The sequence below is a fragment of the Tenacibaculum aiptasiae genome (assembly GCF_965221665.1).
Taxonomy (GTDB): domain Bacteria; phylum Bacteroidota; class Bacteroidia; order Flavobacteriales; family Flavobacteriaceae; genus Polaribacter; species Polaribacter aiptasiae.
On sequence record NZ_CBDCSN010000003.1, the window covers coordinates 831,499 to 845,530 of the forward strand.

Sequence of the window (14,032 nt, forward strand, 5' to 3'; positions counted from 1 at the left end):
AAAAAAAGCAGTATTTTTTGTAACATTTTTAACTCTTTGAATACTAATGAATTGTTCGATAGATTTTTTTTAATTTAAAATCATCTAAAACAAAATAATATATTTGTTAAACTAACTAAATACAAACAATGGAAAATCAAGCAAACAGTAAAGGAACTATTTTAAACTACGGATTATACTTAGGTATTGCAGGAGTTTTTATTCATCTAATTTTTTATGCAACTGGAAACTTAATATCTCTAGGTTGGTTATCAGGGATTATAGGTTTTATAGCTATGGTCGTTTTAATTATTTTAGGTATTAAAAAATTCAAAGCTGATAATGGTGGATTCTTAACTTTTGGTCAAGCTGTAAAAGTAGGTGTTGGAATAGCCGTGATAAGTGGAATTATTTCAACTATATATACTTTAATTTTCACTAATGTTATTGACCCTACTATTCAAGAACAAGCTTTAGAAATACAAAGACAAGCGTGGATAGATGCTGGTTACAATGAAGATCAAATGGAAGCTTCAGAAGCTATGATGCAAAAAATGCAAAGTCCTATGATTACAGTTCCTTTATCAATTGTTGTTTCTGCTTTCTTTGGATTTGTAATCTCTGCTATTGGTGGTGCTATCATGAAGAAAACAGAAGAAAACCAATATTAAGAAGAGTTTAAGAGGTAATAGTTTAGCTGTTTTAAGAAAGACTTCGTAACTTTACCCTTTTAAATTTTGTAACATATTAATATGGATATATCGGTAGTAATACCACTTCTAAACGAAGAAGAATCTTTACAAGAATTACATGATTGGATTGCAAGAGTTATGCAATCCAATCAATTTTTATACGAACTTATATTTATTGATGATGGGAGTACTGATACTTCATGGCAAGTAATTCAAGACTTATCATCTAAAAACAAATCAGTTAAAGGAATACGTTTTCAACGAAACTATGGTAAATCGCAAGCATTAGATGCTGGTTTTGGATTAGCAGAAGGTAATGTTGTTATTACTATGGATGCCGATTTACAAGACAGCCCTGATGAAATTCCTGAATTATACAATCTTATCGTTAAAGAAAATTTCGATTTAATTTCAGGTTGGAAAAAGAAACGTTACGATAATGTTGTAACCAAAAACATTCCTTCTAAATTATTTAATTGGGCAGCTCGTAAAACCTCTGGTTTAAAATTACACGATTTTAACTGCGGCTTAAAAGCTTACAAAAAAGACGTAGTAAAAGCTGTTAAGGTAAGTGGTGAAATGCATCGTTACATACCTGTTTTAGCTAAAAATGAAGGTTTTAATCGTATTGACGAGAAAGTTGTGCAACACCAAGCTCGTAAGTATGGGGTTACTAAATTTGGTATGGATCGTTTTATCAATGGTTTTTTAGATTTAATTACCATTTCGTTTTTATCAAAATTTGGAAAAAGACCTATGCACTTTTTTGGTCTTTGGGGTAGTTTTATGTTCATTTTTGGTTTTTTCTCTGCCTTTTATATTGGTATGATGAAACTATATAGACTATCTGTTGGAGCAAAAACTATTCTAGTTACTAATAATCCTTGGTTTTATATAGCGCTTACTTCAATGATTTTAGGTACCTTGTTGTTTCTAGCAGGATTCTTAGGTGAATTAATCATCAAAAGTAGTCCTCAACAAAAACACTACTCTATTAAAGAGAAATTGAATTTTTAAACCCGTACCTTTGTACGTTTTTATTTTTACACATGGAAGAGATCTTAAACAAAGCAAAATTATGGTTATCTGATTCTTTTGATTCAGAAACTAATGAAGAAATTCAACAATTAATCGATACTAACTCTGATGATTTGGCTGATCGATTTTATAAAAATTTAGAATTTGGTACTGGTGGAATGCGCGGTGTTGTTGGAGCAGGAACCAATAGAATTAATAAATATACCTTAGGTAAAGCTACTCAAGGTTTAAGTAACTACTTACATAAAGTATTTCCTAATAAAGAATTAAAAGTAGCTATTGGTTACGATTGTCGTCATGATAGCAAATGGTTAGCTAAAGTTGTTGCTGATGTATTATCTGCCAATAATATTAGTGTAGTTCTTTTTGAAGATCTACGCCCTACTCCAGAATTATCTTTTGCAGTAAACCATTTAGGTTGTGATGTTGGAATTGTATTGACTGCCTCTCACAATCCACCTGAATATAATGGATATAAAGTGTACTGGACAGATGGTGGTCAAATCGTACCGCCAGAAGATAAAGGAATTATTGATGAAGTGAACTCTTTAGAATTTACTAACATTAATTTTAACGCTAAAGAAGAGCTTATCTCAACTATAGGAAACGAAGTAGACGAAGCTTTTTGGGATGCCTCTATCAAAAATGGTACTTTTAATATTAAAGGTCGTGAAGACTTAAAAATTGTATTTACCTCATTACATGGAACTTCTATTAAATTAATTCCAGAAGTATTAAAACGTGCTGGATATACACAAGTTCATATTGTTGAAGAACAAGCTGAACCTAATGGTAGTTTCCCAACAGTAAAATCGCCTAATCCAGAAGAGCCTGAAGCATTACAAATGGCTGTTGACTTAGCTAATAAAATTGGAGCTGACATTGTTTTAGGAACTGATCCTGATTCTGATAGAATTGGTATTGCTGTTCGTGATACAGAAGGAAAAATGAAATTATTAAACGGAAATCAGACTATGAGTATGATGACCGATTTCTTAATTAACGATTGGAAAAAACAAGGTAAATTAAACGGGAGTCAATTTATAGGGTCAACTATTGTATCTACTAATTTAGTCAATGAAATTGCCGATTCTTACGGTGTGGAAACTAAAGTTGGGCTGACTGGTTTTAAATGGATTGCTAAAATGATTAAAGACTTCCCTACTCTAGATTTTATAGGTGGTGGAGAAGAAAGTTTTGGATATATGGTTGGCGACTTTGTTCGCGATAAAGATGCAGTTACTTCAGCTTTATTAGCTTGTGAAATTGCTGCCGATGCCAAAGCAAATAATAGTTCATTTTATGAAGAATTATTAAGCCTTTATACACGTCATAACTTTTACAAAGAACATTTAATTTCTATTGTTAAAAAAGGAATGGATGGTGCAGAACAAATCAAACAAATGATGATTGATTTACGTAACAATCCTATTAAGGAGATAGATAACTCTAAAGTATCATATGTATACGATTATCAATCTTCTATTAAAAGAAACTTGATTACTGGTGAAGAAACAACAATTGATGTTCCTAAATCAAATGTACTAATCTATCATACAGAAGATGGTACTAAAATAGCGGCTCGTCCTAGTGGAACAGAACCAAAAATTAAGTTTTATTTCAGTGTAAAAACAGCATTAGATTCGGTTGAAAATGCTCAAGAAACTGAAAAGAAATTAGACACTAAAATTCAACGAATTATTAAAGAATTAAATTTATAATGGGATATTTTAAAGATATTTTAAAATATGAAAGAAAATACAGAAAGTTTACAGTTTTAAATATTGTATTCAATATTTTTTATGCACTTTTTAATGTACTTTCTGTATTAGCATTTATTCCTGTATTGAATATTCTTTTTGGCAAAGAAGAAAAGGTTAATATAAAACCTGAATATGAAGGAATAACTCATCTAGGTAGTTATGCTGAAAGTAGTTTTAATTACTTTATTTCTCAAAAAATAATTAATGATGGAGAGATTAATGTTTTATTTTTTATATGCATGTTATCGCTCTCACTTTTCTTTCTAAAAAACTTTTTTAGGTATTTAGCATCCTATTCAATAACATTTTTAAGAACCGGTGTAGTTAAAGATTTACGAGATAAATTATATAATAAACTTGTAGAGCTTCCTATATCATATTTTACTGAGAAAAGAAAAGGTGATATTATTGCCAGAATGACTTCTGATGTTCAAGAAATAGAAATTTCAATGCTTACATCTATTGAAGCAATTGTAAGAGAACCTCTTACTGTTATCATTGCTATTTCAATAATGATTTCAATGAGTGTTAAATTAACTTTATTTGTTTTTATTTTACTTCCAGTTTCTGGGTTTATAATTTCTTCTATTAGTAAAAAACTAAAAGCTAGCTCTTTAAAAGCTCAAAAAGAAACAGGTACGTTTTTATCATTCATTGAAGAAACGTTAACAGGATTAAGGGTTATTAAAGGTTTTAATGCAGAAAATGTAATTCGAAATAAGTTCTTTGATTCTACTCAGAGATTTAGAAAATTAATGACTAGTGTTTTTCATAGACAAACATTAGCTTCACCAATGAGTGAGTTTTTAGGTTCTGCAACTATTATAGCTATTTTGTGGTATGGAGGAAGTGAAGTTATAAACAAAACTAGCGATTTAGAACCTAGTAAGTTTTTAGCTTATATCCTTTTATTTTATACAGTTTTAAACCCTATAAAACTGATTACAACTGCATATTACAACATCCAAAAAGGAGAAGCTTCAGCGGAGAGAATTATGCATATTTTAAATACAGAAAACAATATAAAAGATAAAAAAAATGCTATTGTAAAGGAAAACTTCGAAAATGAAATTTCATTTAATAACATTTCTTTTAAGTATAAAGATGAATATGTTTTAAAAGACTTTTCACTAACAATTCCTAAAGGAGAAACAGTTGCTTTAGTTGGGCAATCTGGAAGTGGAAAATCTACATTAGCAAACTTAATTACTCGTTTTTATGATGTAAATAAAGGAGATATTACTATTGATGGAGAAAACATCAAAGAGATTTCTAAAAAGTCTTTAAGAGATTTAATGGGTATTGTAACGCAAGATTCTATTCTTTTTAACGATACTATTGCTAATAACTTAAAACTAGGAAACGAAAAGGCTTCTGAAAAAGAGATTAGAGAAGCTTCTGATATTGCCAATGCTTATGAATTTATAAAAGATTTACCTGAGCAATTTGAAACCAATATTGGTGATAGTGGTAATATGCTTTCAGGTGGTCAAAAGCAACGTTTATCTATAGCTAGAGCGGTTTTAAAGAACCCACCTATCATGGTATTAGATGAAGCTACATCTGCTTTAGATACAGAGTCTGAACAATTAGTGCAAGCTGCTTTAGAAAAGATGATGGAAAACAGAACTTCCTTAGTTATTGCCCATAGATTATCAACTATACAAAAAGCAGATAACATTGTCGTTTTAAGAAAAGGGCAAATTGTTGAACAAGGAAAACATGAAGAATTACTAAACAAAAAAGGTGAATACTTTAAACTTGTTTCAATGCAATCATTATCATAAATAAAAAAAGAGAAGTTTTAAAACTTCTCTTTTTTTATATCTTTAATTCTAAGCCTAACTTCTTTCCCTTCTCAATCATAAATTCATATGAAGCTTCATGTTCATTAGGGATTTTACCATCTAAAATAGCTTCTTTAATAGCTTCTTTTATTTGTCCTATTTCTCTACATGGAGTTAAATCGAAAGCTTTCATTATTTCTTCTCCAGTAATAGGTGGTTGGAAATTACGAATTCTATCACGCTCTTCAACTTCTTTTATTTTGATACGAACTAATTCAAAATTCTTATGATAACGTTTAAACTTCTTAGGATTTTTAGTAGTAATATCTGCCTCACATAAAGTCATTAGCGAATCTACATCGTCACCTGCATCAAAAACTAAACGACGTACAGCAGAATCTGTTACTTCACTTGCTAAAACAATAGGTCGAGAACTTAACAATACCATCTTTTGAACAAACTTCATTTTGTTATTCAATGGCATTTTTAAACGTTTAAAAAGTTTATAAACCATTTTAGAACCTACAAATTCATGCGCATGAAATGTCCATCCTTGTTTTTTGTGGTAACGTTTAGTTGGAGCTTTTCCTATATCGTGCAACAAAGCTGCCCAACGTAACCAAACATCATCTGTATTTTCAGAAATATTATCAACCACTTCTAATGAATGATAAAAATTATCTTTATGCTTTTGACCTTCAATCTCCTCTACTCCTTTTAAAGCAACCAATTCAGGCATTATTTTCTGCAATAAATTTGTTTTTTCTAAAAGCAAGAAACCAATAGAAGGTTTAGGTGATTCTAATATTTTGTTTAACTCTACAACTATTCTTTCCCTTGTAATAATATCAATTCGAGATGCGTTTTTTGTTATGGCATCTAATGATCCTTTTTCAATTGTGAAATTTAATTGCGTTGCAAAACGAATTGCTCGCATCATACGTAAAGGATCGTCAGAATATGTTATATCTGGATCTAAAGGAGTTCTTATAATTTTTGATTCTAAATCGGTAATACCTCCAAAAGGGTCTAATAATAAACCAAAAGAATCTTTATTTAAACTTAAAGCTAATGCATTTATGGTAAAGTCTCTTCTATTCTGATCATCTTGAAGCGTTCCTGCTTCAACTTCAGGATTTCTACTATCTTCTTTGTAAGATTCTTTCCTAGCTCCAACAAATTCTATTTCAGTGTCTTTATAACGTAACATTGCTGTTCCATACGTTTTAAAAACTTGTACTTTAGGCATATTAGGTAATAAAGAAGCTACTTTTTTTGCTAACTCAATTCCGCTTCCTACAGTAACAACATCTATATCTTTTGCATCTCCTCTTTTTAAAATAAAATCGCGAACAAAACCTCCAATTACATAACTTTCTAATTGTAGTTCTTCAGTTGCTTTTGATATATATTGAAATATTTCAGCAGTAATTGCTTCTTTATAATATTGCTGTTGCATGTATTTACTCTCTTATCACAATCACAGAACCATTATCAATTCTTAAGATTGTTGATGATTTTTGGGTTATTTTTTCTCTGTGCAAATCTACCACATAATCTACACTATTTAAAATAGCATTGCTTATTTCTGAAAATGATTTAGCTGTTGGTTCACCACTAATATTTGCAGAAGTTGATACAATTGGCTTCCCAAACTTTTTAATTAACTGCTTACAAAATTCATCATCTGGTATACGAATTGCGACAGTATTATTAGAAGCGATTGTATTCTTTGCTAACCCTTTAGGATTGTTATATATGATTGTAGTTGGTTTTTTATTTTCCTTTAAAATCTTTAAAGCATCTTCAGGAATTTCATCAATATATTGTTGCAACATTTCAATAGAATCTACTAAAATGATTAAACTTTTAGATTCTTCTCTATTTTTAATTTCAAAAATTCGTTTTACTGATTTTGTATCTGTTGCATCACAGCCTATTCCCCAAACAGTATCTGTAGGGTATAAAATAATTTCACCTTTTTTTAAAAAACTTTCTGTTCTGTTTATTTCTTCCAACATCTTTCTGTTATCTTTTGACTCTGTTTTTATAACAATTTAAGTACATTTGTTCGAGAATACAAAATTACAATTCTCTTTACATAAAAACTAAATATGGTAATTATAAGAATAGTTGGTGGTCTTGGAAACCAAATGTTTCAATATGCATATGCAAAGGCCCTTCAACTCTCAGGCTATGATGTAAAAATTGATATTACAAAATTCAAAAAGTATAAACTCCATGGAGGATATCAATTAGATAAATATAAAATTGATTTAGACTCTGCTAGTTCATTTGCTATCAACTTAGGAAAATTAGGCTTAAAAAAATCTTTAAAAGAAAAAAGTCTTCTTTTTAATCAAGATTTTAAATCGATAAAGGGAAATGAGTATGTTAAAGGGTATTTTCAAACTGAAAAATATTTTTCAGAAATTAGAGATACTTTACTAGAACAATTCACTATTAATATTGATTTAGCTGCCTCTACTAAAGATTATAGTAAGCAAATAAAAGAGGCAAAAGTTAGCTGTTCTTTACATATAAGAAGAGGCGATTATATTTCTGATCAAAAAGCTAATAGTGTTCATGGTACTTGTAGTCTAGAGTATTACAAAGAAGCTATTGAACTACTAAATAAAAAGTATGGTGAGGTGAAGTTCTTTATTTTCTCTGACGATATTGAATGGGTAAAAAGTAATTTACCTGTTGAAAATGCTGTATATGTAGATCATAAAACAATACCTCATGAAGATATTTATTTAATGAGTTTATGTAATCATAATATTACTGCTAATAGTACTTTTTCTTGGTGGGGAGCTTGGCTTAACAAAAACGAAAATAAAACAGTAATAGCTCCTAAACAGTGGTATATAGATAAAGAAAATGAAATAGTACCTCAAAACTGGGTTAGAATATGAAATCATACAAAGTATACTATATAAATTTAGATAAGAGCGTTCAGAGAAGGGACTTTATGGAAGATCAGTTTAAAAAACTGAATGTTCCATTAGAAAGGATGCCAGCTGTATACGGAAAAGAATTACCAAGTGATTTTTTAAGAAAGTCTAAAAAACAACATAACATACTTACACATTACCCATATTTAAACGATGGTGAAATTGGTTTAACAATGACCTATTTCAAACTTTGGGAAATTATTCAAAATCAAGAAGAAGATTATGCGATTGTTTTGGAAGATGACGCATTACTTACTGATGATTTTTTTACTGATCTACCTAATATATTAAACGATGTCACTACTGAAGATTTTGTTGATATTTCAGGAAGAAAAGGTTTTTACACCTTAAGTCAAACAGACTATACTACAAAGTTCTTAGTTCCACCATTGCAAACTACAGGGCAAATAATAGGTAAAGAGGCAGCTAAAAAACTATCCAGTAATTTAGGAGCCTATTATTCTCCTATTGATGTTATTAAACAAGATATTTTCAAACATAAGACACCTGTTTTAGTAACTCGAAAAGAATATGTAAAAAGTAATGATTTTAATATTGGAGGTACAACAATACAGCAAAAAAAGATGCCTTTATATAAAAAAGTGATTAGAGAAGTTCTTAGACCTTTATGGCAACTTATAGCATTACTTACCTATAAAACATACAGATTTATTAGAAATTATAGTTTTTATAAAAAATAAATCTAAAGTTTATAAAATAAAAAAAAACACCAAATTTCATTTGGTGTTTTTTTTTATTTTATATATTATTCGTTCTATACAGCTACATCATACTCTCTTAAAGCATCATTTAAAGAGGTCTTTTTATTAGTACTCTCTTTACGCTTTCCAATAATTAAAGCACAAGGAACTTGGTATTCTCCAGCAGCAAATTTCTTAGTATAGCTACCAGGAATTACAACAGAACGAGAAGGTACTACACCTTTCATTTCTACTGGTTCATCACCTGTTACATCTATAATTTTAGTACTCATAGTTAATACTACATTAGCACCTAAAACAGCTTCCTTCTCTACTCTAACACCTTCAACAACAATACAACGAGACCCAATAAAAGCACCATCTTCAATAATTACTGGAGCAGCTTGTAAAGGCTCTAAAACACCTCCAATACCAACACCACCTGATAAATGAACATTTTTACCTATTTGAGCACATGAACCAACAGTAGCCCAAGTATCAACCATAGTTCCTTCATCTACATAAGCACCAATATTTACATAACTAGGCATTAAAATAGTTCCTGCCGAAATATAAGCTCCATGACGTGCTACAGCATTTGGCACAACTCTAATTCCTTTTGCTTCGTAATTTCTTTTTAATGGAATTTTATCGTGATATTCAAAAATACCAGCTTCTAAAGTTTCCATTTTTTGAATTGGGAAATATAACACTACTGCCTTTTTTACCCATTCATTAACTTGCCAACCATTTTCAGTAGGCTCAGCAACACGTAATTCACCAGCATCTAATAAATCAACCACTTTTCTAATTGCATTAATCGTGTTTTCTTCTTTTAATAAATCACGATTATCCCATGCTTTTTCTATAATAGATTGTAATTCTGTCATTTTTAAAATTTTCTACAAATATAAAATCTCCGTTTCAATGTAACGCGAATATACATTTTTTAAACAGATGTTTGCGCATTGTTTAAAATGCGTATTTTTGTCAAAAACAAATATATTTGGGACGAATTTTAGCCATAGATTTCGGTAAAAAAAGAACAGGAATTGCTGTTACCGATGAACTACAAATTATCGCTTCTGGTTTAACTACTGTTAATACCAATGAATTAATAACTTTCTTAATTGATTATACTAAAAAAGAAAATGTAGAATTGTTTGTTATTGGTAAACCTAAACAAATGGATAATACAGATAGTCAAAGTGAAGAATTAATTCTTCCTTTTATAGAAAAACTTAAAAAATCAATCCCAACTATCCCTTTAAAAAGAGTTGATGAGCGTTTTACTTCTAAAATGGCTTTTCAAACTATGATTGATAGCGGTTTAAAAAAGAAACAACGTCAAAATAAGGCCTTAGTAGACGAAATAAGTGCTACAATCATTTTACAATCGTATTTATACAACAAATAGTTTTCTACACAAACCATTCTTTGTATTTTTGCACTCTTAAAAATTAAAAAATACATGATTTTACCCATTGTTGCTTACGGAGATCCCGTATTACGTAAAGTAGGACAAGAAATCGATAAAGATTATCCTCAATTAGAAAAATTGATTTCTGATATGAGAGAAACTATGTATAATGCACAAGGTGTAGGTCTTGCTGCTCCTCAAATAGGAAAAGCAATTCGTCTTTTTTTAATCGATGCATCTCCTTTTGCGGAAGATGAGGAATTAGAAGAAGAAGATAGAAATGTATTAAAAGACTTTAATCGTGTTTTTATTAATGCTAAAATCATCAAAGAAGAAGGTGATGAATGGGCATTTAATGAAGGTTGTTTAAGTATTCCTGATGTTAGAGAAGATGTTTTTCGTCAAGAAACCATCACTATCGAATATCAAGATGAAAACTTTGAAAAACACACTGAAACTATCAGTGGTTTAGCTGCACGTGTTTTTCAACATGAATACGATCATATTGAGGGAGTTTTATTTACCGATAAACTTTCTTCATTGAAAAAACGATTAATTAAAAAGAAATTAGAAAATATATCAAAAGGAAAGATTAACGCTGGATATAGAATGCGTTTTCCTAATGCGAAAAGAAGATAGTCTTAATAAGACTTAAAATATTTTAATATGGAATTTAACAAAATTATTGCCGTTACTGGTAAACCAGGATTATTTGAAATTTTATCACAAACTAAAACAGGAGTTATCGTAAAATCTATCGTTGATGGTAAGCGTTTTCCTATTACAGCTACACATAATGTAAGCTTATTAGAGAACATTGCTATTTACACATACGAAGAGGAAGTTCCTTTAGCTAAAATTTTCAAAAACATTGCTGATAAAGAAGATAATAAAGAAGCTATTTCTCATAAAGAAAGTGCTGCTAAATTAACAGAATACTTTTCTGAAATTTTACCTGATTTTGATGAAGAACGTGTATATGCTTCTAATATCAAAAAAGTAATTCAATGGTACAATACTTTAGCTAAAGCTAACTTTGACTTTAATACTTTAGCTGTTGAGGCTGTAACTACAGAGGAAGAAGAATAAATCATGAATAATCGTAAGGCTCAATTAGACGCATTTAATCGTTTGTTAGATATTATGGATGATCTTCGAGAGAAGTGTCCATGGGATAAAAAACAAACCTTAGAAAGTTTACGTCACTTAACAATTGAAGAAACTTACGAATTGGCTGATGCCATTTTAGACAATGATTTAGACGAAATAAAAAAAGAATTAGGCGATGTGCTTCTGCACATCGTCTTTTATGCTAAAATAGGAAGCGAAAAACAAGCTTTCGACATCGCTGATGTTGCCAACTCTATCTCTGATAAATTAATTAGTCGCCATCCTCACATATATGGTGATACTAAAGTTGAAGACGAAGAAGATGTAAAAAAGAACTGGGAAGCATTAAAACTTAAAGAAGGGAAAGACTCCGTTTTAGAAGGTGTACCTAAAAGCTTACCCGCTGTTGTAAAGGCTAACAGAATTCAAGAAAAAGTTGCTGGAGTAGGTTTCGATTGGGAAGAGCCACATCAAGTATGGGAAAAAGTTCAAGAGGAAATTTCTGAACTTAACGATGAAATCAAAAATGGAAACCAAGAGAATATAGAAAAAGAGTTTGGAGACGTACTCTTTTCTATGATTAACTACGCAAGGTTTATTAACGTAAATCCTGAAAACGCTTTAGAAAAAACAAATAAGAAGTTTATCAATCGTTTTCAATATTTAGAAAAAGCAGCAAAAAAAGAAGGAAAGAAAATTTCCGAAATGACTTTAGCTGAAATGGATGTTTTTTGGAATGCCTCAAAAAAGCACTTCAAATAAGACTTTAAAACTCACAAATACTTTATTGTACGAATTTCGTAGGAAAATCACCTTTTTTAAACAAGGGCTGTAAATCCGATTATTATATTTAGTATCTTTAATATCAAGCGATTACAAAAACTTAATATAATAATTATGAGAAAAATGCCCCCCGGCCTTCTATCATTAATTGCCGCTATGGTATTAATGGTAAGTTGTAACGAAAACGAGTTACAAAATGTGCAAGAAACACAGACCATTTCAGAAGAAGTACTTCAAAAACTAAAAGATTTTAACATCAATACTTACGATGTTCAACTAGTTAAACGACATTTACCAGATGGAACTACTATAGATAGCTATCTTGTTGAAGGAGATATTCATTTGAGCTACGAGCAAATTATGGAGTTTGATAAAATAACCAATCATTTAGGTAGAAATTATCGTACAAACAATTTAGTAACTCCTGGTACTACCATTGATATAATGGGATATACAGCTAACAATAGCTTAGGGTTATCTAGTAATGAACAAACCGCACTAACTATGGCTGTTCAAAATTACAATGATCTTAACTTAAGTATTACATTTAATTTAACTTTTGGAACTAATTTTAGCAACAAAGACATGGTAGTGTATGTAGATCCTTTTGTTGGTGGTTCTGGTGGTTCAGCTGGATTTCCTTCAAATGGTAATCCAAATAAATGGATAGAAATACATGGGTTATCAAATTTAAATTTAGATATTATAGAGCATGTTATTACTCATGAAATAGGACATTCTATTGGGTTTAGACATACTGATTGGCAAACAAGACAAAGTTGTGGACAAAACATCAATGAAGGTGATGGTGGCGTAGGTGCTATCCCAATACCAGGAACAACTCCAGGTTATGACCCAACTTCTTTAATGTTAGCCTGCTTTAATTCTGGTGTAACAGGAGAATTTAATAGCAATGATATAATAGCACTAAACTACTTGTATTAGTTTAACTTCATAACATCAAAACAATAAAAGCTTTCAAATATTTGAAAGCTTTTATTGTTTTGAATTGGTATTATAATCCTGTATTTTTACTTTATGGATATAATTATTATTACGGGAGGAAGTAAAGGTATTGGTAAAGCCTTAGTTGAAAAATACGCTTCTAAAAACTATAAAGTATATACACTTTCTAGAAGTATAAATAACTTAAAAAATTGCATTGAAATCTCTGTTGATTTATCAAATAATAAGACAACACAAGAGGCTTTTTCAACATTATTAGAAGAATTAAAGAATATCAATATTACATCTATTACACTTATTAATAATGCAGGAAGATTAGGTGTGATTTCAAATTTAGAAAATATTGCTGTAGATGATATTTCTAAAAGCATTCAACTAAACACCACTACTCCACTCATTTTGTCAAGTTTATTTATTAAAAATCTTGAAAACTTAAATTGCAAAAAGCAAATTATTAACATTTCATCTGGAGCGGCTACGAAACCTTATGAAGGCTGGAGTGTTTACTGTACATCAAAAGCAGCAATTGATATGATGACAAAAGCAATTGCAGCTGAACAAAACGAGTTAGAAAATGGTGTAAAATGTGTTGCTATATATCCTGGTGTCGTTGACACCAATATGCAAACTACTATTAGAAGTACCGATAAAAAAGACTTTAAAAACCTGCAACGTTTTATTGATTTAAAAGAAAATAACGAGCTTTATACACCAGAGTATGTTGCAGAGTCTATTTATTCTATAGACACCTTAAACAAGCTTAAAAATGGAGATATTGTAGATATTAGAAATTTTTAATAATGAATATTTCTTTTTATAAAAAGCTAGTCATCAAA

The 14,032-nt window shown here is 30.0% G+C and carries 15 protein-coding genes; 12 read left to right on the plus strand and 3 right to left on the minus strand.

Annotation, left to right across the window (positions count from 1 at the left end; all coding sequences use genetic code 11):
* Positions 1–128 precede the first annotated feature (128 nt).
* From ACOQN8_RS15735 to ACOQN8_RS15750, 4 genes are all read left to right on the plus strand, one after another.
* A complete protein-coding gene (locus ACOQN8_RS15735) occupies positions 129–650 on the plus strand; it encodes a DUF4199 domain-containing protein (protein WP_420553392.1) in 522 nt (173 codons plus the stop codon).
* An 81-nt stretch (positions 651–731) separates the two neighbouring features.
* Positions 732–1,688, plus strand: coding sequence for a glycosyltransferase family 2 protein (locus ACOQN8_RS15740; RefSeq protein WP_420553393.1), 957 nt, complete (start codon positions 732–734; stop codon positions 1,686–1,688).
* A gap of 32 nt (positions 1,689–1,720) precedes the next feature.
* Positions 1,721–3,430, plus strand: a complete 1,710-nt coding sequence (locus ACOQN8_RS15745; protein ID WP_420553394.1) for a phospho-sugar mutase — start codon at positions 1,721–1,723, stop codon at positions 3,428–3,430.
* A complete protein-coding gene (locus ACOQN8_RS15750; RefSeq protein WP_420553395.1) occupies positions 3,430–5,259 on the plus strand; it encodes an ABC transporter ATP-binding protein in 1,830 nt (609 codons plus the stop codon). The genes ACOQN8_RS15745 and ACOQN8_RS15750 overlap by 1 nt, the downstream gene beginning before the upstream one ends.
* A gap of 34 nt (positions 5,260–5,293) precedes the next feature.
* Here the strand turns inward: ACOQN8_RS15750 and ACOQN8_RS15755 are convergent, their stop codons facing one another.
* Entirely contained in the window at positions 5,294–6,718 is a 1,425-nt protein-coding gene (locus ACOQN8_RS15755) for a CCA tRNA nucleotidyltransferase (protein ID WP_420553396.1), read from the minus strand.
* A 4-nt stretch (positions 6,719–6,722) separates the two neighbouring features.
* Positions 6,723–7,280 carry an L-threonylcarbamoyladenylate synthase gene (locus ACOQN8_RS15760; protein WP_420553397.1) on the minus strand — a complete coding sequence of 186 codons (558 nt, stop codon included), beginning with the start codon at positions 7,278–7,280 and terminating at the stop codon, positions 6,723–6,725.
* A 93-nt stretch (positions 7,281–7,373) separates the two neighbouring features.
* Here ACOQN8_RS15760 and ACOQN8_RS15765 point away from each other — a divergent pair, with 93 nt between their 5' ends.
* Positions 7,374–8,177, plus strand: a complete 804-nt coding sequence (locus ACOQN8_RS15765) for an alpha-1,2-fucosyltransferase (RefSeq protein WP_420553398.1) — start codon at positions 7,374–7,376, stop codon at positions 8,175–8,177.
* The gene (locus ACOQN8_RS15770) at positions 8,174–8,917 is read left to right on the plus strand and encodes a glycosyltransferase family 25 protein (RefSeq protein WP_420553399.1); all 744 of its coding nucleotides are present in this window, start codon (positions 8,174–8,176) and stop codon (positions 8,915–8,917) included. Before ACOQN8_RS15765 ends, ACOQN8_RS15770 begins: the two co-directional genes overlap by 4 nt.
* Positions 8,918–8,991: 74 nt before the next feature.
* On the opposite strand, the gene ACOQN8_RS15775 is transcribed toward ACOQN8_RS15770, so the two are convergent.
* Positions 8,992–9,807 (minus strand): 2,3,4,5-tetrahydropyridine-2,6-dicarboxylate N-succinyltransferase, encoded by an 816-nt coding sequence (locus ACOQN8_RS15775; protein ID WP_420553400.1) that lies wholly within the window; start codon positions 9,805–9,807, stop codon positions 8,992–8,994.
* Between the two features lie 116 nt (positions 9,808–9,923).
* Between ACOQN8_RS15775 and ruvX the strand changes: the two genes are divergently transcribed.
* The 6 genes from ruvX to ACOQN8_RS15805 all read left to right on the plus strand — a co-directional run bounded on the left by ruvX (position 9,924) and on the right by ACOQN8_RS15805 (position 13,994).
* Positions 9,924–10,334 (plus strand): Holliday junction resolvase RuvX, encoded by a 411-nt coding sequence (gene ruvX, locus ACOQN8_RS15780; protein WP_235275256.1) that lies wholly within the window; start codon positions 9,924–9,926, stop codon positions 10,332–10,334.
* Positions 10,335–10,388: 54 nt separating this feature from the next.
* Positions 10,389–10,976 carry a peptide deformylase gene (gene def, locus ACOQN8_RS15785; protein ID WP_150898532.1) on the plus strand — a complete coding sequence of 196 codons (588 nt, stop codon included), beginning with the start codon at positions 10,389–10,391 and terminating at the stop codon, positions 10,974–10,976.
* 27 nt (positions 10,977–11,003) lie between these two features.
* A complete protein-coding gene (locus ACOQN8_RS15790; protein WP_272149348.1) occupies positions 11,004–11,426 on the plus strand; it encodes a DUF5606 family protein in 423 nt (140 codons plus the stop codon).
* Positions 11,427–11,429: 3 nt separating this feature from the next.
* Positions 11,430–12,209, plus strand: a complete 780-nt coding sequence (mazG, locus tag ACOQN8_RS15795; protein WP_420553401.1) for a nucleoside triphosphate pyrophosphohydrolase — start codon at positions 11,430–11,432, stop codon at positions 12,207–12,209.
* 135 nt (positions 12,210–12,344) lie between these two features.
* Positions 12,345–13,175, plus strand: a complete 831-nt coding sequence (locus ACOQN8_RS15800; RefSeq protein WP_420553402.1) for a M57 family metalloprotease — start codon at positions 12,345–12,347, stop codon at positions 13,173–13,175.
* A gap of 93 nt (positions 13,176–13,268) precedes the next feature.
* Positions 13,269–13,994 carry a (S)-benzoin forming benzil reductase gene (locus tag ACOQN8_RS15805; RefSeq protein ID WP_420553403.1) on the plus strand — a complete coding sequence of 242 codons (726 nt, stop codon included), beginning with the start codon at positions 13,269–13,271 and terminating at the stop codon, positions 13,992–13,994.
* Positions 13,995–14,032 lie beyond the last annotated feature (38 nt).

Bases quoted from the DNA above. Each gene is read 5' to 3' on its own strand.
- ACOQN8_RS15775 (WP_420553400.1), bottom strand. From the start codon at position 9,807: ATGACAGAATTACAATCTATTATAGAAAAAGCATGGGATAATCGTGAT.
- ACOQN8_RS15800 (WP_420553402.1), top strand. From the start codon at position 12,345: ATGAGAAAAATGCCCCCCGGCCTTCTATCATTAATTGCCGCTATGGTA.
- ACOQN8_RS15740 (WP_420553393.1), top strand. From the start codon at position 732: ATGGATATATCGGTAGTAATACCACTTCTAAACGAAGAAGAATCTTTA.
- ACOQN8_RS15755 (WP_420553396.1), bottom strand. From the start codon at position 6,718: ATGCAACAGCAATATTATAAAGAAGCAATTACTGCTGAAATATTTCAA.
- ACOQN8_RS15745 (WP_420553394.1), top strand. From the start codon at position 1,721: ATGGAAGAGATCTTAAACAAAGCAAAATTATGGTTATCTGATTCTTTT.
- ACOQN8_RS15770 (WP_420553399.1), top strand. From the start codon at position 8,174: ATGAAATCATACAAAGTATACTATATAAATTTAGATAAGAGCGTTCAG.
- ACOQN8_RS15790 (WP_272149348.1), top strand. From the start codon at position 11,004: ATGGAATTTAACAAAATTATTGCCGTTACTGGTAAACCAGGATTATTT.
- mazG (WP_420553401.1), top strand. From the start codon at position 11,430: ATGAATAATCGTAAGGCTCAATTAGACGCATTTAATCGTTTGTTAGAT.
- ACOQN8_RS15760 (WP_420553397.1), bottom strand. From the start codon at position 7,280: ATGTTGGAAGAAATAAACAGAACAGAAAGTTTTTTAAAAAAAGGTGAA.
- ACOQN8_RS15735 (WP_420553392.1), top strand. From the start codon at position 129: ATGGAAAATCAAGCAAACAGTAAAGGAACTATTTTAAACTACGGATTA.
- ACOQN8_RS15750 (WP_420553395.1), top strand. From the start codon at position 3,430: ATGGGATATTTTAAAGATATTTTAAAATATGAAAGAAAATACAGAAAG.
- ACOQN8_RS15805 (WP_420553403.1), top strand. From the start codon at position 13,269: ATGGATATAATTATTATTACGGGAGGAAGTAAAGGTATTGGTAAAGCC.
- ACOQN8_RS15765 (WP_420553398.1), top strand. From the start codon at position 7,374: ATGGTAATTATAAGAATAGTTGGTGGTCTTGGAAACCAAATGTTTCAA.
- def (WP_150898532.1), top strand. From the start codon at position 10,389: ATGATTTTACCCATTGTTGCTTACGGAGATCCCGTATTACGTAAAGTA.